Source organism: Streptomyces clavifer (assembly GCF_036345975.1).
Lineage (GTDB): Bacteria > Actinomycetota > Actinomycetes > Streptomycetales > Streptomycetaceae > Streptomyces > Streptomyces clavifer.
The window spans coordinates 4002627-4023063 of record NZ_CP107793.1; the positions used below are offsets into that span (position 1 = coordinate 4002627).

Sequence of the window (20437 nt, forward strand, 5' to 3'; positions counted from 1 at the left end):
CGGCCGGAGGTACGTGACAATGGCCGGGTGCTGGAGATGACGCGCGAGGAGTTCGAAGAGCTGGTGAGCGTGGCCCTGGACCGGGTCCCGCCCGAACTGATGCGGCTGATGGACAACGTCGCGGTGTTCGTCGAGGACGAGCCGGAGGACCCGGAGGACCGGGATCTGCTCGGGCTCTACGAGGGCACGCCGCTCACGGAGCGCGGCGAGTGGTACGCGGGGGTGCTGCCGGACCGCATCACGATCTACCGGGGGCCGACGCTGCGGATGTGCGAGACGCGGGAGGACGTCGTCGCCGAGACCGAGATCACCGTGGTCCACGAGATCGCCCACCACTTCGGCATCGACGACGAGCGGCTGCACGAGCTGGGGTACGGGTGAGCACCGGGGAACCGCCGCCCCGCCGGGTGCCGATCGACCCCGACGTCGACCTCTCCGTACCGGCGCAGCGCGCCGAGACCGCGGGAGCCGGCCGGTGGGGCGTCCTGGCCGTGATCGCGGCGGGCGGGGCGCTGGGCGCCTCGGCCCGCTACGCGGCCTCCCTGGCCTGGCCGGCCGCCGAGGGGACGTTCCCCTGGGCGGTCTTCGCCGTCAACGTGACGGGCTGCGCCCTGATCGGCGTGCTGATGGTGCTGGTCGCGGAGCGGAGTGTGGTGACGCATCCACTGGTGCGGCCCTTCCTGGGCGTCGGCGTGCTCGGCGGGTTCACCACCTTCTCGACGTACGCGGCCGACGTGACGGAGCTGCTGGAGCGTCAGCGGGTGCTGGTGGCGGTGGCGTACGCGTCGGCGACGGCCGTGGCGGCGCTCGGCGCGGTGTGGGCGGCGGTCGTGGCCACCCGGGCGCTGATGGACGGGGACCGGCGCGGGCGGGCCGGGTGAACTGGCTGCTGGTCGTCCTCGGGGGCGCCGCCGGTGCGCCGCTGCGCTACCTGGCGGACCGTGCGGTGCAGGCGCGGCACGGGGCGGGGCTGCCGTACGTGTTCCCGTGGGGGACCTTCACCGTCAACGCGGCGGGCAGCCTGCTGCTCGGGGTGCTGACCGGGGCCGCGGTGTCCGCACCCGCGTACGCCCTGCTGGGGACGGGGCTGTGCGGGGCGCTGACGACGTACTCGACGTTCTCCTACGAGACCCTGCGCCTCGCCGAGACGGGCCGCGGCTTCCTGGCGGCGGCCAATGTGCTGGCGTCCCTGCTGGTGGGGCTCGGGGCGGTGTTCCTCGGGGTGGAGCTGGCCGGGGGCTTCGGGAGTCCCGGGGGCTCCGGAGGCTGAGCCCCGGGGGCCGGTCGCCGTGTGCGGGTGTTGTGTCCGGGCGTGTCCCCGGCGGGTGCAGGGGAGTTGAACACCACACTTCCTCGGCTCCGCCGACTCCCCGCCCCCGGAGGTGCCACCCCGTGCGCCAGTTCTCCGCCCGCGTTCGCCGGGCCGCCGTCACCGCGCTGACGATCGCCGCGTCCACCGGCTGCATGAGCGTCGGTGAGGACGCCGGGACACCGGTTCAGCCGCGTCCGGCCGACCGTAAGGGGGCGCCGGCCGAACCGGAGGGTGACACCGTGCCCGGTACTGGAAGGGCCGGCTTCGGCAGCGGCCGTGCCGAGGCGCAGTCCGACCGCGGCACTCCCCGCAAGCCGGATCCGAGCGGCTCCGGGAGGGCCCCGTCGGCCGCCCCCGGGCACACCCGCCCGGTACCCGGCCCCGGCACCCCGGAGCCGACCCTGGGCGGCCATCCGCCCACCCCCGAGCCCAGCGCGCCGGGACCCGCTGAGCCGCCGCCCCCGCCGGTCACTCCGGAGCCGCCGCCCCCCTCTCCCGAGCCGGAGCCCTCGGAGCCGCCGGAGCCGCCCTCGGCCTCACCCGCGGCGCAGATCCGTACCGACGCGATGGGGCTGCCGAAGCGGGTGCGGATGTGGTCCACTCCGACGGCATCACCGCAGGTCACGCCGGTGTGAGGAGGCCTCCGGCGGAGGCGGTTTGCGCAAAGCGGGGGTGAGTGCGTATGGTAGTAGATCGTTTGATCCCATTGCCCGGCGCCGACACAGAAGAGCGCCGTGTGGCGCGTACTCTCCCTTGCCGTGGCTGGACCGCATTGAGGCGGTCGAAATTGCGAATCACGGAGTTACGGGCGCGTGCCGAGACTCCGGAAGGTTTCGCATTTCGCATGTCAATTTCCAGTTCTGACAACACCGTCATGTCCGAGAACGTCGAGAACAACGAGATCGTGGAGATCGCCGAGGCTGTCGTGGCCGCCGCTCCCGAGGCTCCCGCCGACACCATCGAGGTCCTCGCCGAGGCCCCCGCCGCCGAGATCTCCGGCGAGTCCGCGGACGACGTCGAGGACGCCGAGCCGACCGTCACCTTCGCGTCGCTCGGACTGCCCGAGGGCATCGTCCGCAAGCTCGCGCAGAACGGTGTGACCGCCCCCTTCCCGATCCAGGCGGCGACCATCCCGGACGCCCTGGCCGGCAAGGACATCCTGGGCCGCGGCCGTACGGGCTCCGGCAAGACGCTCTCCTTCGGTCTGCCGACCCTGGCCACGCTGGCCGGCGGTCACACCGAGAAGAAGAAGCCCCGCGCGATCATCCTCACCCCGACGCGTGAGCTCGCGATGCAGGTCGCGGACGCGCTGCAGCCCTACGGCGACGTGCTCGGCCTGAAGATGAAGGTCGTCTGCGGCGGTACGTCGATGAGCAACCAGATCTACGCGCTGGAGCGCGGTGTCGACGTCCTCGTCGCCACCCCGGGCCGGCTGCGCGACATCATCAACCGTGGCGCCTGCTCCCTGGCCAACGTCCAGGTCGCGGTCCTCGACGAGGCCGACCAGATGTCGGACCTGGGCTTCCTGCCCGAGGTCACCGAGCTGCTCGACCAGATCCCCGGTGGCGGCCAGCGCATGCTCTTCTCCGCCACGATGGAGAACGAGATCGGCACGCTCGTCAAGCGTTACCTGAGCAACCCGGTCACCCACGAGGTCGACAGCGCCCAGGGCAACGTCTCGACCATGTCGCACCACGTCCTCGTCGTGAAGCCGAAGGACAAGGCGCCGGTCACGGCCGCGATCGCCGCCCGCAAGGGCCGCACGATCATCTTCGTCCGCACCCAGCTGGGCGCCGACCGCATCGCCGAGCAGCTCATCGAGTCCGGCGTGAAGGCGGACGCGCTGCACGGCGGCATGACGCAGGGTGCCCGTACCCGCGTGCTCGAGGACTTCAAGAAGGGCCTCGTCAACGCGCTCGTCGCCACCGACGTCGCCGCCCGCGGCATCCACGTCGACGGCATCGACCTGGTCCTGAACGTGGACCCGGCCGGTGACCACAAGGACTACCTGCACCGCTCGGGCCGTACCGCGCGTGCCGGCAAGTCCGGTGTCGTCGTCTCCCTGGCGCTGCCGCACCAGCGACGCCAGATCTTCCGCCTCATGGAGGACGCGGGCGTCGACGCCTCGCGTCACATCGTCCAGGGCGCGGGCGTCTTCGAGCCGGAGGTCGCCGAGATCACCGGCGCCCGTTCGCTGACCGAGGTCCAGGCCGACTCCGCGAACAACGCGGCCAAGCAGGCCGAGCGCGAGGCCGCGGACCTCACCAAGCAGCTGGAGCGCGTCCAGCGCCGTGCCGTCGAGCTGCGCGAGGAGGCCGACCGCCTGGTCGCCCGTGCCGCCCGCGAGCGGGGCGACGACCCGGAGGCGGCGGTGGCCGAGGTGGCCGCCGAGGCCGAGGCCGCTCTGGTGGCCGCCGCGTCCGTGCCGGAGCAGCCGGCCCCCCGCGAGGACCGTCGTGACGACCGGGGCAACTACGGCCGTCGTGACGACCGCGGTGGCGACCGTGGTGGATACCGCGGCGGCAGCGACCGCGTCGGCGAGCGCAGCGGCCGTCCCACCGGTGCGAACGGCTACCGCGGCAGCAGCGACCGTCCGTCCTTCCGCGGAAGCAACGACCGTCGTGAGGACCGTCCCGTGGGCGGCGGTTTCCGCTCCGGTGGTGGCGACCGTCGTGACGACCGTGGCGGCCGTTCTTTCGAGCGTCGTGACAACGACCGCCCGGCGTTCAACCGCGACCGCCGTGACGAGCGCCCCTCGGGCGGTTTCCGCTCCGGTGGCGGCGAGCGCCGCGACGACCGTGGTGGCCGCCCCTTCGAGCGTCGTGACAACGACCGCCCGGCGTTCAACCGCGACCGCCGTGACGAGCGTCCCTCGGCCGGTCCCTCCGGTGGCTTCCGCTCCGGCGGCAGCGACCGTCCGTTCAACCGCGACCGTCGTGACGACCGCCCCGCGGGCGGCTTCCGCTCCGGTGGCGGCGACCGTCCGACCGGCCGCCGCGACGACCACCGCGGTGGCACCGGCACGGGTACCGGCACCGGCACCTTCGGCCGCCGTGACGACAAGCCGCGCTGGAAGCGCAACGGCTGACCGAGGCTGAACAGGTCTCATCGAACGACCGGAAGGGCCCGTACGACACCGACTCGGTGGCGTGCGGGCCCTTCCGCCTTCGTCCGTCCTCCTCGGCCCGTGACCCCGGTTCCGGCCCCGGCTCGTCCCCGGTCGCCGTTCCGGCCCGCATGCGGCGCATGCGGCGCCCCCGGTGAGGGAACTGCTGGGGGCATGACAACTCAACCGCCCGCACCACGCACGGGTTTACCCACCACCGACGAGGAGCGGCTGGCCGAGCTCGGCTACACCCAGGTGCTCGCCCGCCGCATGTCCGCCTTCTCCAACTACGCGGTCTCGTTCACGATCATCTCGGTGCTCTCCGGCTGCCTGACGCTGTACCTGTTCGGCATGAACACCGGCGGCCCCGTCCTCATCACCTGGGGCTGGGTCGGAGTCGGCCTGATGACGTTGTTCGTCGGCCTGGCCATGGCGGAGATCTGTTCGGCGTACCCCACGTCCGCGGGCCTGTACTTCTGGGCCCACCGGCTCGCCCCTCCGCGTTCGGCGGCCGCGTGGGCGTGGTTCGCCGGCTGGTTCAACGTGCTCGGCCAGGTCGCCGTCACCGCCGGGATCGACTTCGGGGCGGCGTCCTTCCTCGGGGCCTACCTGAACCTCCAGTTCGGCTTCGAGGTGACCCCCGGCCGTACGATCCTGCTCTTCGCCGCCATCCTGGTCCTGCACGGGCTGCTGAACACCTTCGGCGTCGGCATCGTCGCGATCCTCAACAATGTCAGCGTCTGGTGGCACGTCGTCGGTGTCGCCGTCATCGTCGGGGCGCTCACCTTCGTCCCCGACTCGCACCAGTCCGCGTCGTTCGTCTTCACCGAGTTCGTCAACAACACCGGCTGGGACAGCAGCTTCTACGTCGTGATGATCGGCCTGCTGATGGCCCAGTACACCTTCACCGGGTACGACGCCTCCGCGCACATGACGGAGGAGACCCACGACGCGGCCGTGGCGGGGCCGCGAGGCATCGTGCAGTCCATCTGGACCTCCTGGATCGCCGGCTTCGTCCTGCTGCTCGGCTTCACCTTCGCCATCCAGTCGTACGACGGCGCCCTGGGCTCCCCGACCGGCGCGCCGCCCGCCCAGATCCTGCTGGACGCGCTCGGAGCGACCACGGGCAAGCTCCTGCTGCTCGTCGTCATCGGTGCCCAGCTGTTCTGCGGTATGGCCTCGGTCACCGCCAACAGCCGTATGATCTACGCCTTCTCGCGCGACGGCGCCCTGCCCCTATCCCGTGTCTGGCACACGGTCAGCCCCCGCACCCGTACCCCCGTCGCGGCGGTCTGGCTGGCCGCCATGGGCGCCCTGGCCCTCGGTCTCCCGTACCTGATCAACGTGACCGCGTACGCCGCGGTGACGTCCATCGCGGTCATCGGCCTCTACATCGCCTACGTCATCCCGACCCTGCTCCGCCTGCTGCGCGGCGACGACTTCACCCCGGGCCCCTGGCACCTGGGCCGCTGGTCGCGTCCGATCGGCATCGTCGCGGTCGCCTGGGTCGCGGTGATCACGGTGCTGTTCATGCTGCCCCAGGTGTCCCCCGTCACCTGGGAGACCTTCAACTACGCACCGCTGGCCGTCCTGGTGGTACTCGGCTTCGCGGCCACCTGGTGGCTGGTGTCGGCCCGCCACTGGTTCCTGAAGCCGGCCGCGGATCACACACGCACGAGCCCGGCCGGAACCGTGGACTGACCTGCGAGCTCCGGTGCGACAGGGCCCGGCACCCGATACCCGATCGGCTGCCGGGCCGGGGGCGGCTATGCTTCGTGGGGTGATCCGGTACGGGCCGTTAGCTCAATTGGTCAGAGCAGCGGACTTTTAATCCGTTGGTTGTGGGTTCGAGTCCCACACGGCCTACCGCTGGATCCCGGGTCAGAGCGTTTCCTGACCCGGGGTCCTTTGCTTGTTCGAGTTCAGTTCGGGCAGATGCTCCACCCGTGCTCCGTCGAAGTGCAAACGATCGCGCGAAGAGGCCCCGACCGCGTGCGGTCGGGGCCTCTTCGCGTGCGCCAACCTCAGCCGGACGCTCGGACGAGGAGTGTGCCGACCTTCCTGGGGCCGGGGTGGGGCCGGCAGAACCGGAGTGCCGGCCTTGGCGGGGTGGGAGCGGGCGGCGGCGCTCAGCTTGGACAAGGAGACCGACGGGCGCTTCGGCGGGGACGGCACCGCCGGCTTGGCCGGGGCCTTCGTAGCGAGCCGCGCGTGGACACGGCCGCGCACGTCGTCCATCTCGAAGCCACGCGGGCATGACGAAGCCCCGGACCATCGGCACGGGGCCTGAGTTGGAGGTGCCCCCCGCACCAGCTGTGCGGGGGGCACCAGTGATCAGGCGGTGGTGACGTCCTGCGCCGTGATCGACGCCGGGACCTGAAGTCCGGGCAGAGCAGCGCGAATACCCGCTATTGCGGCCTCCAGCAGAGCTTGCCGGTCAGCCGCACTCAGATCGCCGTACACCGGCTGGCCGGGCTCGATGCTGATCGAGATCACGGCCTTGTGCCGGTCCGGGTCCGAGCCCGAGTAAGGACGAAGCTCTGCGCTGACGGGAATGGACATGAGGCTCCTTGAGTCAGAGTCGGACGGTTGCAGTACGGGAACGTACCGGCGGATGACGAGGTGCCCGTCCCCGTCGTCGACGCGGACTGTCTCTCCGGGGAGCGGTGTGGTCCGGAAGGCTGCACGACCGTGGACCCGGCTGTTAGGTCAGGCATGTGCCGCTCCTCTCGGACGCCCCACCGTCCCTCTTCGCCGTGACGTCGTTCCGGGTCAGCTTGCCGTTGTCGGTCGGCTGGAACGGTTTGGCGAGCACGCCGTCCGCCCAGTTCAGGGTGACGGTCGGGTCCTGGATGTGATGGGTGCGGCGGCCCCGGTGGACGAGCGCCAGGGCGTCGCGGGCCTCCAGGAGGTAGCCGAGGTCCGTGCGCGCCACCGTGGTCAGCGTGTCGAGGAATCGTTTTGACCGCTGGACGCCCAGCAGGGTGCCGTCCGTCACCGCCCCGTACACGGACGCGGGAACACCGCGCTCCGCTGCGACCCGCAGGACCCTCGGTGGGCATTCCGGGGCGGCGCCGTCCGGACCGGAGGCGGGAGAACGGGGGCCGTCTGTCAGCCGATCGTGCGCAGCACCAGCCGCGCGACACCCATGAGGCCCCGCCCGATCCACCCGAGCAGTCCCGTCTCCACAGCCAGCTCTGCGGCCTCCAGCGCCGTTTCGCCCCGGTCCGACGATCCGGACCGGCACCGGGCGCACGAGCGGGGCCAACGGCGCTTCTTCGCACCGCACTTCCTACACATCGCCGAACCCTTCATTCGCCCTGCCGCCGCCCTCGGGAACGGGCCCGGGACGTCGCCCCTGAAGCCGAGCTCGTCGTCGGACAGGTTGTGGGCGGCGCCGCCGGCACGGCCGCACCCGTGTCGTCGCTTGTGCCGGAGCGACGTGTGTCCCCGCCGGGGAGCCATGGCCGATGGCGTCACAGAGGACTCCGTGCCGGTCGATGACGTCTGCTCAGGCACCGGCAGGGGAGGTGCGCCGTGCGGCCCGTCCGCGAGCCGAGCGGTACGCGGCGCCGAGCGCCAGGGCCTGGGCGACGGCCCCGACGGCGATACCGGCGAGCAGCAGTTCACCGGGAAGGGTCACGAACAGGAACGAGGTCGGTGCGGTCACGATGAACAGCCACACGCCGGCGAAGCTCGCGTCCACCCGCTCGACGAGGAGCATGTCCAGCCCGACCCATACGCCGACGGCGGCCACGACGGCCAGGTAGCCCAGGGCGGCGGGGTTCACGAGGTAGTGGCGAAGGGACTGGGGCAGGGTGCGCGACGAGGCAGCCATCTCTAACTCCGATGTGAGGAAACCGTGTTGCTCGGTGTGAGACACACAATGCCCTCGGGGCGGTGGCTGCCGTATGAGTACTCATACCTATGTTCGTATAGTGCCGGTCGGCTCGGCTTCGTGCGCGGGGCCGGAGGAGGGGGCGGGCCCGCCCGCGAGGCTCGTGCTTCCCTGACACCGGACGACTCCGTGGACACGGCCGGTCGGAGCGGGTGCCGGCCGACGAGCGCGCGGTGCCGGTGCCGGGGCGGCATGGACCCGCTACGGGGACAGCAGCCGCTGTTCCGTGGCGACGGCCACGGCGCCCGAGCGGGTGTCCACGCCGAGCTTGGCGTAGATCCGGCCCAGGTGGGTCTTCACGGTCGCCTCGCTGATGAAGAGCGCGCGGGCGATCTCCCGGTTGCCGAGGCCGCGCGCGAGCTGGCCCAGGATGTCGCGTTCGCGGTCCGTGAGGGTCGGTCCGGCCGCTCCGCGCATCCGGTCCATGACACGGCTGGCGACCGGCGGGGAGAGGGTCGTGCGGCCCTGGGCGGCGGCGCGGATCGCGGCGAAGAGCTCCTCGGGGCGTTCCGCCTTGAGGAGGTAGCCGGTGGCGCCCGCCTCGATCGCCCGGGTGATGTCCGCGTCCGTGTCGTACGTGGTGAGGACCAGGACGTGCACGTCCTGGCCGGCGATCCGGCGCGTCGCCTCCACCCCGTCGATGCCGGGGCCGAGCTGAAGGTCCATCAGGACGACGTCCGGTCGCAGCCGGGCGGTGAGGGCGACCGCCTCCTCCCCGCTGCCCGCCTCTCCGACGACCTCGATGTCCGGCTCGCTGCCGATCAGGGCGAGCAGCCCCGCGCGTACGACGGTGTGGTCGTCGCAGAGCAGGATGCGTACGGGCGTGGTCATGGCACGGGCTCCAAGGGGATCGCGGCGGTGAGCACGGTGCCCTCGCCGGGGGTCGATTCGATGGTGAGGGTGCCGCCGAGCCCGCGCACGCGGGCGCGTATGGCCGGGAGGCCGTGGCCGCGCACGCCGTCCCCCGTCCGCTCGGTGGGGACGAAGCCGCGGCCGTTGTCGGCGATGTCCAGGACCACCTGGTCGTCCAGGTGGGTCAGGGTGAGGGCCGCGGTGGTGGCGTCCGCGTGTTCGCGCACGTTCGCGAGGGCGCCCTGGGCGATGCGCAGGAGCGCGGACTGGATCCGGTCGGGAAGGGGGGCCGCGGGGGCGCTGTCCTGGTGGAAGCGGATCCGGAGGGTGTCGGTCGTCTCGCGCGCCGCCAGGGCGCGCAGCGCGTCGCCGAGGCTGCCGCCCCCGGCGAGGTCGGCGGGGGCGAGGTCGTGGACGAAGCGGCGGGCCTCGGCGAGGTTGTGCTCGGCGATGGACGCGGCGGAGCGGACATGGCGACGCGCCGTCTCCGGGTCGCCGGCCCAGAGCCGGTCCGCGGCCTGGAACAGCATCTGCTGGCTGGACAGGCCCTGGGCGAGGGTGTCGTGGATCTCCATGGAGAGCCGCTGACGTTCGGCGAGCGCGCCCTCGCGGCGTTCGGTGGCGGCCAGTTCACGGCGGGTGCGGACGAGATCGGTGATGACGGCCCGCAGCCGGACGGCCTGGCGCTGGGAGTGGATGAACACGGCGGTCGCGACGGCGGCGACGGCCGGGGGCGCGAACAGCAGGTTGGGATCGAAGCCGAACCGCAGGCGCAGTTGGACCTGTGCGGCCACCACGAACACGGTGATCAGCGAGACGAGGAGGATCGCGGACCGGGTGCGCAGCGAGCGCAGGCCGGTGTAGAAGAGCGGCACGGCGCACCAGCCGAAGCTCGGCGCGAGGACCACCAGGGTGAGCCAGGTCCCGATGACGGCCGCCAGCCACAGCCTGGACGCCGCGGTGGGGTCCCTGGGAGCCAGGTCCTCCTTCGGGCCGAGCACCGGACCGAGGACGTACAGCAGGGCCAGTGCGAGGGCGAGTGCGACGACCCAGGGTGTCGCCGGCGCACCTGGGTGGCGCATCAGGAAGCGGGCCAGCGACGAGCACAGGAGCACGAAGAACGCCACGTGCATCACGGTCGCGAGCCGGCGGGCGTCGTCGTCGGCCGCTTCGGTGTCGATGGCCGACCACGTGTTCCTTCGCACCGCACACTCCTCGGCGGCCTGCCGTTCTGCAGGTCCGCCCGACCAAGGCTATCCGGAGGTGGCTCGTCCGCATCGACCGTTCGGCTGACCCCTCCGTCATCCGTCGGGAGCGTCGGACGGAGCCTGTGGGCCGACCGGGAAGGCCCGGATCCGGACCCACGATGGATGTCGGAGCGGGAACGCAGAGATTCCCGAACCGCTCTCGTCCACCCAAGGAGCCACCATGAAGAAGCTGTCCCCGCGCACCCGTGTCCTGACCGGCACCGCCGTCGCCGCCACGCTGGCGGCCGGTACCTTCGGCGCGGTGTCCGCCAACGCGGCCGACCCGGCCGCGGCCCCCGTGGCCAAGGCCGGTCCGGGAGCCACGACGGGCGCGGCCGGCAAGAACCTCACGCAGTCGACCCACCTGACGGTCGAGGCCGCGACCGGGGCCGCGCAGGCCGCGCTGGAAGCCGCGGCGAAGGAGAACCAGCGCGTCTCCGTCGCCGTCGTCGACCGCAACGGCAACACCGTCGTCACGCTGCGCGGCGACGGCGCGGGACCGCAGTCCCCCGAGTCCGCGGTGAAGAAGGCGTACACCGCCGTCTCCTGGAACGCGCCCACCTCGGCCCTGGTCGAGCGCCTGGAGCAGACGCCCAACCTGAAGGACATTCCCGGCACCCTCTTCCTCGGCGGCGGCGCCCCGGTCCAGGCGAAGGGCGCACCGATCGCCGGCATCGGCGTCGCCGGCGCGCCGAGCGGCGACCTGGACGAGAAGTTCGCCCGGGCCGGTGTCGCCTCGCTCGGCAGGTAGGAAGCCCCGGGCCCGGCGGAACCTGGTACCCGTAAGGTTCCGCCGGCCCTTTCGCACGGACGCAGTGGAGGAACACGATGCAGCACCGCACGCGGCAACTCCTGGACGCCGCCGGCCGGGGCGACGCCGCCGGGGTGCGTACCGCGCTGGACGCGGGCGCCCCGGTGGAGGCCCGTGACGAGGAGCTGCGCTCCCCGCTGCTCCTCGCCTCGCTGGGCGGCCATGTGGAGGCCGCACAGGTCCTGCTGGCGGCCGGGGCCGACCCCGACGCGCAGGACGCCCGCCGGGACAGCGCGTGGCTGGTCACCGGTGTGACCGGCGACGTCGCGATGATGAGGGTCCTGCTGACGGCGGGACCGGACCTGACGCTGCGCAACAGGTTCGGCGGGATCGCGCTGATCCCGGCGAGCGAGCGCGGTCACGTCGCGTACGTACGGGCCGTACTGCGGGACACGGGCATGGACGTCGACCACGTCAACGACCTCGGCTGGACCGCCTTGCTGGAGGCCGTGATCCTCGGTGACGGAGGCCGCCCGCACCAGGAGGTCGTGCGGCTGCTGCTCGCGGCCGGCGCACGCCCGGACCTTCCCGACGCCGACGGCGTCACGGCCCTGCGCCACGCCGAACGCCGCGGCTTCGACGCGATCGCGGCGCTGCTGAGGGCCGCGTGAGGGCCCGCGCGCACGCCGCCCTGGGAGCTGTCGCCGGAGTCCTGCTGACCGCCGGGTGCACCACCACCGGCACCGCCGAGCCCGCGGCGACCGCGCAGCGGTCCGGCACCGCCGCACCCTCCGCCCCGGCCCCGGCGCGCACCGCGCAGGGAACCCTGCTGGTCGCGGACTTCGGGAGCGACACCGTCACCTTCATCGACCCCGTACGCGGGCCCCTCGACTCGGTGGAGGTGGGCACGGCGCCGTACGGACTCGTCGTGGGCGCCGACGGCCGGGCCTGGGTCGCGACCGCCGAGGGTGTGGCCGTCGTGGACACCGCGTCGCGCGAGAGCCTCGGCAGGATCCCGTACGCCACGCGGACCGGCCCCGTCACGACGGGGGAGTACCGGGGAGGCGGCATGGGCATCGCCCTGGCGCCGGACGGCACACGCGTGTACGTCGGCGTCAACGTCCCCGGCGCGAAGGGGACCCTGGAGGTCATCGACACGGCGACCCGCACGGTCACGGACACCGTCCCCGTGGGCCGCCGCCCCTTCGACGTCGACGTGGCCCGTGACGGCAGCGAGGTCTACGCCACCGGCCACGACTCCTACGACGTGACGGCCGTACGCACCGGCACGCTCACCCCGCGCCGCCTGGAGGTCGCGCCGTACGGCACCGAGGGGGGCCTCGGCTCCTGGCTCAAGCCGCACTACGCGGTGGTGCGCGCCGACGGGAAGCTCCTGCTGCCGTTCGAGGGCGAGCGGCTGGCCGTCCTCGATCCGCGCAGCGGCAGGGTCGATGTGGAGCGGATGACCGCCGACACCCATCAGCACGGCGCCGCGCTCACTCCCGACGGCACCCTGCTCGTCGTCGGTACGGGCCCGATCGACGGCTCCGACGCGGGCCCGTCGCTGACGGTCCGCGCCCCCGGGGGACAGGAGCGCGTCCTTCCGCTCGACGGCCCGCACGAGGACGTCGCCGTCTCCGAGGACGGCGGCACCGCCTACGTCGGCGGGGGCTTCACCCGGGAAGGCTTCTGGGACGGGATCACCGTCGTCGACCTGGACAGCGGTGCGACCCGGCGGTTGCCCGCGGGAGTGCGGCCGCTGGGGATCGCGGTCCTCTGACGCGGTTCGGCGTCCGGCCCGTCACGTCCCGGGCCGCCGGCACGGACCGTTCCGGCCTCGTGTGCGGTGCGCCGGCGCGCTAGTCGAGCCCCTCCGCCCGGAGTACGTACATCAGGAGGAAGGCGCGGTAGGTCTCCGCGGGCACGTCCAGGCACACGTCGGGCCGGTTGGTGGCGGTCGACGTGTTGTCGAGGGCCCGTCGGCAGGCCGCTTCGGTCTCGGCCTCGGACGGGATGCTCGAGACGAACGCGGCGATCAGCAGGACCACTGCGAGGACGACCACGCCGATACGGATGCGCATGGTCTCCCAACGACCGTACGGCCCGCCCGGTCACTGGGGACCGGTCACGAGCGGCCGGCGGTCCGCCCGGTCACTCGGCTTCGTCGGTCAGCGGCGGCAGGTCCGGCTCGATGAACAGCCCCGCGTACTGCGGAGTCGGGAGCGGTGCCGCCGTGTCCGCGGCAGCGGCCGAGCTGTCGTGGTGCCGGTGCGTGCGTGCGGGCATGTCGGTCATGGAGTGTCCTGTACGTAGGTGTGCGGTGAGAGCCCGTGACGGAGCCGTCGGCAGGAAGAGCCGGAACGGTCCCGACCGGTAGGGCGACGATGTGCCGCTACCGGTGCGCACCGCTCCGGGGGCGTCCGGATCATCATGCGGTGTATGCAGACTGTAACCCTCGGAGCACAGCTTTCCCCCGGTATTGCGGCGCACGAGTCCGCGGTCAGTGCGCCGGGGCGGGTTCGATGTTCTGGTTTGCGTGGAAGAGGTTGTGCGGGTCGTAGGCCTGCTTGATCTCCGCGAGCCGGTCGTAATGGCCCCGGTAGGTGGCCCTGACCCGGTCCTGCGACTCCCCGGAGCCGATGAAGTTGACGTAGCCGCCGCCCATGGAATGCGGCTGCAGCGCGTCCCAGTAGCTCACGGCCCACTGCCGGAGCGCCTGCGCCCGGGCCGGATCGGGGTCGATGCCCGCGATGACGCCGGACCAGACCGCGTCGCGGTACGCCCAGGCGGTCTCGTCCGGTCCGACGCGGCCCGCGGCCCCGTCGACCGGGTAGAGGTGCATGGTCGACAGGTCGGTGGGGAGGCTCTCCGCGAACGAGGCGTGCACGTCGACCGCGTCGTCGGTGATCCGGTCGAAGAAGGCGCCGCGCCAATACCACTGCAGGCCGGCGGGGAGCAGCCCGTCGAACATGGTCTGCAGGGCCGGGTAGGGCATCGGCGCCGTGAAGTGGAAGGCGGGCGGGCCCGCTTCGCCGACGGCCGCGAGGGCCGTGCCCAGGGCCTCCGGGGCGCCCGTCGAGGACCAGACGACACCGCACATCTTCCGCCCGTGGATCTCCTCGGGGAACGGCGGGCCGGGTGGGACGGTCAGCGCGGCGAAGAAGCCGTAGAGGTCGTCCGGTGCCTGCGGCAGGAAGGCGCGGTACCAGCGCAGGACGTCCTGGAAGAGGTCCGGCGGCCACAGGGTGATGCCGACGCCGACGGTGCCCACGGGGTGCAGCTCGAAGTCGAACGACGTGACGATGCCGAAGTTCCCGCCGCCGCCGCGCAGCGCCCAGAACAGGTCGGCGTTCTCGCTCGCGTTCGTCGTGGCGAAGCTGCCGTCGGCCAGGACCACGTCCGCGGACACCAGGTTGTCGATGGTGAGTCCGTACTTGCGGGTGAGGTAGCCGTGTCCGCCGCCGAGTGTGAGACCGCCGACGCCGGTCGTGGACATGATGCCCGCCGGGGTGGCGAGGCCGAAGGCGTGCGAGGCGTGGTCCAGGTCGCCCAGCTTCGCTCCGCCGTCGACCTGGGCGGTCTGGGTGGCCGGGTCGACGCGTACGCCGCGCATCGGCGAGAGGTCGATCGTCACGGCGTCGTCGGCGAGGCAGAGGCCGGGACCGCTGTGTCCGCCGCCCATGACGGCGACCTCCAGGCCGTGGTCGCGGACGAAGTCCACGGCCGCCATCACGTCCGCCGTGTCGTGGCAGCGGATCACGGCGGACGGCCTCTTGTCGATCATGGCGTTGTAGATCGTCCGGACCTGTGCGTACTCCGGGTCGTCGGGGCCGATGACCGGGCCGCGCAGTTCGGTCCTCATCGTTTCGAGTGTGGTGCCGTCCATGGCCGTCTCCTTGCCGAAGCGCGTGCCGCAGCGCGCCCGGCCTCCTCTGCCCCATGGCACCGGCCGAGGCGGTTGCTCGCGCCGATGACCGGCACCGTTGGGTGCCGCAGACGGGACCGGGCACGGAAGGGCTGGGTGCTTCAAGCGTCCCGCGGCCCCGGGAGCCTCGCAATCGCGGCAGGAACCGGGCCGGGGAGCAGCGAGGGGGAACCCGCGGGCGGCGGACCGCGGGAGGGGCCCGTGCCCGGGGTGGCCGACCGGGCGACGGCTGCGGAACGGGTGCCGAATCGGATGCCGAATCGGATCGGGGGGTGCGGAAACCTCGGCAGGCGCAGCGCGCCCCGTGGCAACTGCCTTTTCCATGCCGGGTGTTGATGGGAACCGATCCATGCGGTGGATGCCGGCCCGCCCCCGGGGCGCGAGTGGCTACGCCGGAAAGTGGTCGAGGCGCCCTCCGCGATGCCGTAGAGTTGCAATCACAACGACGCGGGGTGGAGCAGCTCGGTAGCTCGCTGGGCTCATAACCCAGAGGTCGCAGGTTCAAATCCTGTCCCCGCTACTGAAAGACAGAGGCCCGAATCCTTTCGAGGATTCGGGCCTCTGTCGTATGCGCGCACCGCCGCGCCCGTGCTCCCGCTTGACCTTGACGCAACGTAAAGATCTAGCGTTTCCGGCATGGAGTGGTCCATCCAGGAAATCGCCAGGGAAGCCGGCACGACGAGCCGAACGCTGCGGCACTACGGAGACCTCGGTCTTCTCGCGCCGAGCCGTACGGGCGCCAACGGCTACCGCTACTACGACCAGGGCGCCCTCGTCCGACTGCAGCGCATCCTGCTGCTGCGTGAGCTGGGGCTGCCGCTGCCCGCCATCAAGGACGTACTGGAGGGGCAGCGGGACACCTCCGCGGCGCTGCGGACCCATCTGCTCCTGCTGGAGCAGGAGCAGATGCGCATCGGGCGGCAGATCGCGTCGGTGCGGACCACTCTCCACAGGACCGAGGAGGGAGAAGAGCTGATGGCCGGGGAAGTGTTCGACGGTTTCGACCACACGGTGTACGAGCGGGAGGTCACCGAGCGCTGGGGCCGGGAGGCGTACGCGGAGGGCGACCGGTGGTGGCGCGGGCTGAGCCGCGAGGAACGTGCCGACTTCCAGGGTGTGCACGACGCGATCGCCCGGGACTACGGAGCGGCCAGGGAGGCCGGTCTGGACGCCGGCGGCGAGGCGGTGCAGCACATCGCAGGGCGCCACTGCGCCTGGCTCGCGGGCACGACGACGGTCACCCGGTCGTACGTCACCGGCCTCGCCGGGATGTATGTCGCGGATCCGCGCTTCGGGAAGAACTACGATCGGTACGGAGACGGCACCGCCGTCTTCGTACGGGATGCACTGACGATCTACGCGCAGCACCGGCTCACCGACTGACCTCCGGGGGGCGGGGCTCCGGCGCGCTCCCCCCTTCGGCCGACGACGCGCCGTCGCACGGCGCGGCTCCGGCCGGCCCGGGTGGATCGCGGTACCGTCCGCAGCCGTGAGCGGACCGGGCAGGAGTGCACAGGTGGGGAAGCGGGACAGTCGGCGGGGCGGAGCCGGCGAGGGCGTCGGGGCCCGGCGGTTCGTGCGTGCGCTGCCCACCCTGATGATCGGGGTCGGGATCGTCTTCGACCTCGTGACCCCGACCGCCGTCACGGCCGTTCCGCTCTTCGCGGCGGCCCCACTGATCGCCGCCCCGTTCTTCTCGCTGGCGAGCACCGTCCGTACGGGGGTGGCCGCGACCCTCGCCGTCCTCGCGATCCGGCTCTCGGACGGCCTGATCACCAAGGTCGTACCGCTCACCGATCTGCTCACCCTGATCACCGTCTCCGCACTCGCCCTGGTCATCAACGGTGTCGTACGCCGCAGCAACGAGCAGCTCGCCTCGGCCCGGGCCGTCGCGGAGACCGCGATGCGCGCGGTGCTGCCGACACCGGACGACCGGATCGGCGGACTGCTGGTCGCGGCGCGGTACGAGGCCGCGCAGGCGGACGAGTTCGTCGGCGGCGACCTGTTCGCCGTCGCGGACACCCCGCACGGCGTGCGGCTGGTCGTCGGGGACGTGCGGGGCAAGGGGCTGGACGCCGTGGAGGCGGTGGCCGTGGTGATCGGTGCCTTCCGTGAGGCGGCCGAGCAGGAGCTGTCGCTGGAGGGCGTGGCACAGCGGCTGGAGCGGGCGCTGGCGCGGGAGGGGAGCCGACGCGGCGGGCTCGACTCCATGGAGGGGTTCGTCACCGTCGTGCTCGCCGAGATCCCCGTGGGCGCGGGTGCGGTGCGGATCGTGAACCGCGGTCACCCCGAGCCGATCCTGCTGCACGCCGACGGGGCGCTGGAGGTGCTGGCGCCGACCGCACCCGCGCTGCCGATCGGGATGGACCTGGGGGTGTGGCCGGACCGGTCGGACGAGTGGGAGCTGCCGGCGGGGGCCACGCTCCTGGCGTTCACGGACGGCCTCTCCGAGGCGCGGGACGCGGACGGGGTCTTCTACGATCCGGCCGCCCGGCTGCGCGGCCGGATCTTCCCGGGACCCGAGGAGCTGCTCTCCGCGCTCACCGACGACGTACGGCTGCACACCGGTGGACGCGCGACGGACGACCTGGCGCTGCTCGCGGTGGGCCGGCCCGCGCGGGGGCAGCCGCAGCGGCGCACGACGGTGAAGATCGTGGGGAGGGGCAGTGAATGACCCTTTACCACCGTCCGTAGTCGAAAGGTACCGCTCCGCATAACATTTGACTAACCGTCAGAAATTCGTGTCCGGAGTGGGAATACTCAACTCGACCGTTTACGACCGTTTTCCACCCTGAAGTCCCGGCCAGAGTGCTGAACGATCAATCGGAACAGCTTGGAATCGGGCCCCGGTGTCTATTAACGTTCGATAACGCAGCGCGGTTGTCCCAGTCGTCGCCAGAGGCGACACCGTGCGCGAGCGCCGAATTCCGCAAGGGAACCGGGGAACCACCTACATGGGGTGAATCGGGCACCTGTGTCTCGTGAGAGACGAAGGGGCCCGTAGGAGACCTTCCTGCTCCGAACCCGTCAGCTAACCCGGTAGGCGAGAAGGAAGGAAAGGAGTGCGCCCACGTGGCGTCCAATCAGCCTGCCCCCGAGGCCCCGTCACCCTTCAGGACCGGCATGGCCGGTGACGAGGAGCGGACGTGGGAGGAATGGAATCCCACCGAGGAGTCCATCCGTCCCGTGCGCGGCAGGCACCGCGTAGCCAAGCAGCGCGGTCTCGCCCGTAGCTCCACCGTCCTCGGCGTCGGCGTCATCGCGGCCGTCGGCGCGGGTGGCATGGCCACGGCGCAGAGCAAACCGCCGGTCTCCATCTCCCTTCCCGATTCCATCGCGGACAGTCTTCCCGACGCCAAGTCCCTTCCCGGCGTGAGCGCTTTCATGTCCGGCGGCTCCGAAGCGGACACCGGGACGACCACCCAGGCCGCCCCGCTCACCACCGCCGGCATCACGTCCGCCGAGGCCGAGCAGGGTGCCACCGACGCCGGTGAGGCGCTGCGCGCCCGCATCCTCCAGCAGGCCGAGCAGCAGCAGGCCGGAGCCGCGGCCGAGGCCAGGGCCGCCGAGGAGAAGGCCGCCGCCGAGCAGGCCGCTGCGCAGGCCACGAAGCAGCAGAGCAACGCCGAGGTCGAGGCCGCCGCGAAGAAGAAGGCGGCGGAGAAGAAGGCCGCGGAGAAGGCTGAGGCCGAGCGCCTCGCCAAGCTCGCCGCCAGCTACGCCGTCCCGACGTCCTCCTACACGATCACCTCGACCTTCGGCCAGGCCGGTTCGCTGTGGTCCTCCGGCTACCACACCGGGCTGGACTTCGCGGCTCCGACCGGCACCCCGGTCAAGGCCGTGCACAGCGGCACGGTGAAGTCGGCCGGCTACTCCGGTTCGTACGGCTACCGCACGGTCCTGGTGCTCGACGACGGCACGGAGATCTGGTACTGCCACCAGTCCTCGATGGACGTCACCGCCGGCCAGAAGGTCAGCACGGGCGACACCATCGGCCGTGTGGGCGCCACCGGGAACGTCACCGGCCCCCACCTCCACCTGGAGATCCACACCCCGGACGGCACGGGCGTCGACCCGTTGAGCTGGCTCCGCGGCAAGGGCCTGACGATCTGAGCCCCGCGCCCCACGGCGCACCCGCACCCCGGCGGCCCTGACGCACACCCCCCGACGTCAGGGCCGTCGGCCTGCGGCACGCGGGCCCGCCCGGGGTGCGGAGCGGCTCGGCGGAATAGCGTCCTCCGTGGACCGGTTGGCCCCGGGGATGCGGAATAGCGTCCTCCGCAGACCGGTTGGCCCCGGGTATGACGAGTCTGCGCCCGCTCGGTTCTTCGAGCCTCCAGGTATTCCCCCTCGCCCTCGGCGGCAACGTCTTCGGCTGGACGGCGGACGAGGACCAATCCTTCGCCGTCCTCGACGCGTACGCCGCGGTGGGCGGCAACTTCATCGACACCGCCGACGCCTACTCCTCCTGGGCCCCGGGCAACGAGGGCGGTGAGTCGGAGACGATCATCGGCAGGTGGATGGCGGCCCGCGCCAACCGCGACGACATCGTCGTCGCCACCAAGGCCGGCGCCCACCCCGCGTACAAGGGACTCTCCGCCGCCACCGTCAAGGCTGCCGCCGAGGCGTCGCTGCGCCGGCTCGGCACCGACCACATCGACCTCTTCTACACGCACTTCGACGACGAGAGCGTCCCCGTCGAGGAGATCGTCACCGCGCTCGACCACCTGGTGAAGGCGGGCACCGTGCGGGAGATCGCCGCCTCCAACATCAGCCCCGCGCGACTCCGAGCCTCCCTGGACTTCTCCGAGCGCGAGGGGCTGGCCCGCTACACCGCCCTGCAGCCCCGCTACAACCTCGTCTCGCGCGACACCTACGAGGGCGCGCTCCTGGACACGGCCGCCGGCGCGGGGCTCGCAGCCGTTCCCTATTCCGGCCTCGCCTCGGGTTTCCTCACCGGCAAGTACCGGCCGGGCACGGAGGTCGACAGCGTGCGGGCCGGGAGCGCGGGCCGGCATCTGGAATCGGAGCGCGGCGGCACGGTGCTCGCGGCGCTCGACAAGGTCGCCCGGGAGCACGACGCGGAGATCGCCACGGTCGCACTGGCATGGCTGGCCGCCCGGCCGACCGTCGCCGCACCGATCGCCTCCGCCCGTACGGTCGGACAGCTGCCCGCGCTGGTGGCCCTGGCCGACCTGAGGCTGACCGAGGAGCAGCTGGCGGAGCTCACCGACGCGTCCGCCTGACACCGGGGAGCGCTGCGGCTGCCCAGGGAGACGCCGATGTGGCTTCACCCCGGCGGTAAGGGCCCGGTGTTGACGCCGGCGGACTGCCCGGGTGGTGGCG

Annotated in this window: 21 protein-coding genes, 2 tRNA genes and 1 riboswitch; of the genes, 15 read left to right on the forward strand and 8 right to left on the reverse strand. The window is 72.2% G+C overall.

Going from position 1 to position 20437, the window contains the following annotated elements:
• Positions 1 to 27 precede the first annotated feature (27 nt).
• From OG927_RS17305 to OG927_RS17335, 7 genes are all read left to right on the forward strand, one after another.
• Positions 28 to 381, forward strand: coding sequence for a metallopeptidase family protein (locus OG927_RS17305; RefSeq protein ID WP_330320408.1), 354 nt, complete (start codon positions 28 to 30; stop codon positions 379 to 381).
• Positions 378 to 881, forward strand: coding sequence for a fluoride efflux transporter CrcB (crcB, locus tag OG927_RS17310; protein ID WP_330320409.1), 504 nt, complete (start codon positions 378 to 380; stop codon positions 879 to 881). Before OG927_RS17305 ends, crcB begins: the two co-directional genes overlap by 4 nt.
• Positions 878 to 1270, forward strand: a complete 393-nt coding sequence (locus tag OG927_RS17315; RefSeq protein ID WP_330320410.1) for a fluoride efflux transporter FluC — start codon at positions 878 to 880, stop codon at positions 1268 to 1270. Before crcB ends, OG927_RS17315 begins: the two co-directional genes overlap by 4 nt.
• Before the next feature lie 122 nt (positions 1271 to 1392).
• A complete protein-coding gene (locus tag OG927_RS17320) occupies positions 1393 to 1947 on the forward strand; it encodes a hypothetical protein (protein ID WP_056793005.1) in 555 nt (184 codons plus the stop codon).
• Between the two features lie 209 nt (positions 1948 to 2156).
• Entirely contained in the window at positions 2157 to 4400 is a 2244-nt protein-coding gene (locus tag OG927_RS17325; RefSeq protein ID WP_330320411.1) for a DEAD/DEAH box helicase, read from the forward strand.
• A 192-nt stretch (positions 4401 to 4592) separates the two neighbouring features.
• Positions 4593 to 6119, forward strand: coding sequence for an amino acid permease (locus OG927_RS17330; RefSeq protein WP_330320412.1), 1527 nt, complete (start codon positions 4593 to 4595; stop codon positions 6117 to 6119).
• Between the two features lie 91 nt (positions 6120 to 6210).
• Positions 6211 to 6284 (forward strand) — tRNA-Lys (locus OG927_RS17335).
• 468 nt (positions 6285 to 6752) lie between these two features.
• Here OG927_RS17335 and OG927_RS17340 read toward each other — a convergent pair.
• The 5 genes from OG927_RS17340 to OG927_RS17360 all read right to left on the reverse strand — a co-directional run bounded on the left by OG927_RS17340 (position 6753) and on the right by OG927_RS17360 (position 10301).
• On the reverse strand, positions 6753 to 6980 hold the full coding sequence (locus OG927_RS17340) for a hypothetical protein (RefSeq protein WP_056793001.1): 228 nt from the start codon (positions 6978 to 6980) through the stop codon (positions 6753 to 6755).
• 142 nt (positions 6981 to 7122) lie between these two features.
• Positions 7123 to 7416, reverse strand: a complete 294-nt coding sequence (locus OG927_RS17345) for a hypothetical protein (protein ID WP_157862986.1) — start codon at positions 7414 to 7416, stop codon at positions 7123 to 7125.
• Between the two features lie 513 nt (positions 7417 to 7929).
• Positions 7930 to 8256, reverse strand: coding sequence for an SCO4225 family membrane protein (locus OG927_RS17350; RefSeq protein WP_056792999.1), 327 nt, complete (start codon positions 8254 to 8256; stop codon positions 7930 to 7932).
• Positions 8257 to 8517: 261 nt separating this feature from the next.
• A complete protein-coding gene (locus tag OG927_RS17355) occupies positions 8518 to 9147 on the reverse strand; it encodes a response regulator (protein ID WP_124281713.1) in 630 nt (209 codons plus the stop codon).
• Positions 9144 to 10301, reverse strand: coding sequence for a sensor histidine kinase (locus tag OG927_RS17360; protein WP_209471293.1), 1158 nt, complete (start codon positions 10299 to 10301; stop codon positions 9144 to 9146). Before OG927_RS17360 ends, OG927_RS17355 begins: the two co-directional genes overlap by 4 nt.
• A gap of 295 nt (positions 10302 to 10596) precedes the next feature.
• Here OG927_RS17360 and OG927_RS17365 point away from each other — a divergent pair, with 295 nt between their 5' ends.
• The 3 genes from OG927_RS17365 to OG927_RS17375 all read left to right on the forward strand — a co-directional run bounded on the left by OG927_RS17365 (position 10597) and on the right by OG927_RS17375 (position 12946).
• Positions 10597 to 11166: a GlcG/HbpS family heme-binding protein gene (locus tag OG927_RS17365; RefSeq protein ID WP_124281712.1), complete on the forward strand. Its 570-nt coding sequence runs from the start codon at positions 10597 to 10599 to the stop codon at positions 11164 to 11166.
• A gap of 77 nt (positions 11167 to 11243) precedes the next feature.
• Positions 11244 to 11837: an ankyrin repeat domain-containing protein gene (locus tag OG927_RS17370; RefSeq protein ID WP_330320413.1), complete on the forward strand. Its 594-nt coding sequence runs from the start codon at positions 11244 to 11246 to the stop codon at positions 11835 to 11837.
• Entirely contained in the window at positions 11834 to 12946 is a 1113-nt protein-coding gene (locus tag OG927_RS17375) for a YncE family protein (protein WP_330320414.1), read from the forward strand. Before OG927_RS17370 ends, OG927_RS17375 begins: the two co-directional genes overlap by 4 nt.
• 79 nt (positions 12947 to 13025) lie before the next feature.
• Here OG927_RS17375 and OG927_RS17380 read toward each other — a convergent pair whose 3' ends face one another.
• From OG927_RS17380 to OG927_RS17390, 3 genes are all read right to left on the reverse strand, one after another.
• Positions 13026 to 13247: a hypothetical protein gene (locus OG927_RS17380; RefSeq protein WP_056792993.1), complete on the reverse strand. Its 222-nt coding sequence runs from the start codon at positions 13245 to 13247 to the stop codon at positions 13026 to 13028.
• Positions 13248 to 13317: 70 nt separating this feature from the next.
• Positions 13318 to 13461: a hypothetical protein gene (locus OG927_RS17385; protein ID WP_164494161.1), complete on the reverse strand. Its 144-nt coding sequence runs from the start codon at positions 13459 to 13461 to the stop codon at positions 13318 to 13320.
• Positions 13462 to 13666: 205 nt separating this feature from the next.
• A complete protein-coding gene (locus OG927_RS17390) occupies positions 13667 to 15052 on the reverse strand; it encodes an FAD-binding oxidoreductase (protein ID WP_330320415.1) in 1386 nt (461 codons plus the stop codon).
• A 485-nt stretch (positions 15053 to 15537) separates the two neighbouring features.
• On the opposite strand from OG927_RS17390, the gene OG927_RS17395 reads away from it, so the two are divergent.
• The 5 genes from OG927_RS17395 (at position 15538) to OG927_RS17415 (ending at position 20337) form a co-directional block, all read left to right on the forward strand.
• A tRNA-Met gene (locus OG927_RS17395) sits at positions 15538 to 15611 on the forward strand.
• Positions 15612 to 15727: 116 nt separating this feature from the next.
• The gene (locus OG927_RS17400) at positions 15728 to 16474 is read left to right on the forward strand and encodes a MerR family transcriptional regulator (protein WP_056792991.1); all 747 of its coding nucleotides are present in this window, start codon (positions 15728 to 15730) and stop codon (positions 16472 to 16474) included.
• A gap of 133 nt (positions 16475 to 16607) precedes the next feature.
• Positions 16608 to 17765 (forward strand): PP2C family protein-serine/threonine phosphatase, encoded by a 1158-nt coding sequence (locus OG927_RS17405; RefSeq protein WP_056792990.1) that lies wholly within the window; start codon positions 16608 to 16610, stop codon positions 17763 to 17765.
• Between the two features lie 234 nt (positions 17766 to 17999).
• A riboswitch (cyclic di-AMP (ydaO/yuaA leader) is annotated at positions 18000 to 18152 on the forward strand.
• Between the two features lie 11 nt (positions 18153 to 18163).
• Positions 18164 to 19204, forward strand: coding sequence for a M23 family metallopeptidase (locus OG927_RS17410; RefSeq protein ID WP_330320416.1), 1041 nt, complete (start codon positions 18164 to 18166; stop codon positions 19202 to 19204).
• Between the two features lie 188 nt (positions 19205 to 19392).
• Positions 19393 to 20337, forward strand: a complete 945-nt coding sequence (locus tag OG927_RS17415; protein ID WP_124281708.1) for an aldo/keto reductase — start codon at positions 19393 to 19395, stop codon at positions 20335 to 20337.
• Positions 20338 to 20437: the final 100 nt, after the last annotated feature.

Coding starts and splice junctions, on each gene's coding strand:
- OG927_RS17325 (WP_330320411.1), top strand. CDS start 2,157: ATGTCAATTTCCAGTTCTGACAACACCGTCATGTCCGAGAACGTCGAG.
- OG927_RS17330 (WP_330320412.1), top strand. CDS start 4,593: ATGACAACTCAACCGCCCGCACCACGCACGGGTTTACCCACCACCGAC.
- OG927_RS17340 (WP_056793001.1), bottom strand. CDS start 6,980: ATGTCCATTCCCGTCAGCGCAGAGCTTCGTCCTTACTCGGGCTCGGAC.
- OG927_RS17350 (WP_056792999.1), bottom strand. CDS start 8,256: ATGGCTGCCTCGTCGCGCACCCTGCCCCAGTCCCTTCGCCACTACCTC.
- OG927_RS17355 (WP_124281713.1), bottom strand. CDS start 9,147: ATGACCACGCCCGTACGCATCCTGCTCTGCGACGACCACACCGTCGTA.
- OG927_RS17360 (WP_209471293.1), bottom strand. CDS start 10,301: ATGCACGTGGCGTTCTTCGTGCTCCTGTGCTCGTCGCTGGCCCGCTTC.
- OG927_RS17365 (WP_124281712.1), top strand. CDS start 10,597: ATGAAGAAGCTGTCCCCGCGCACCCGTGTCCTGACCGGCACCGCCGTC.
- OG927_RS17370 (WP_330320413.1), top strand. CDS start 11,244: ATGCAGCACCGCACGCGGCAACTCCTGGACGCCGCCGGCCGGGGCGAC.
- OG927_RS17380 (WP_056792993.1), bottom strand. CDS start 13,247: ATGCGCATCCGTATCGGCGTGGTCGTCCTCGCAGTGGTCCTGCTGATC.
- OG927_RS17385 (WP_164494161.1), bottom strand. CDS start 13,461: ATGACCGACATGCCCGCACGCACGCACCGGCACCACGACAGCTCGGCC.
- OG927_RS17390 (WP_330320415.1), bottom strand. CDS start 15,052: ATGGACGGCACCACACTCGAAACGATGAGGACCGAACTGCGCGGCCCG.
- OG927_RS17400 (WP_056792991.1), top strand. CDS start 15,728: ATGGAGTGGTCCATCCAGGAAATCGCCAGGGAAGCCGGCACGACGAGC.
- OG927_RS17415 (WP_124281708.1), top strand. CDS start 19,393: ATGACGAGTCTGCGCCCGCTCGGTTCTTCGAGCCTCCAGGTATTCCCC.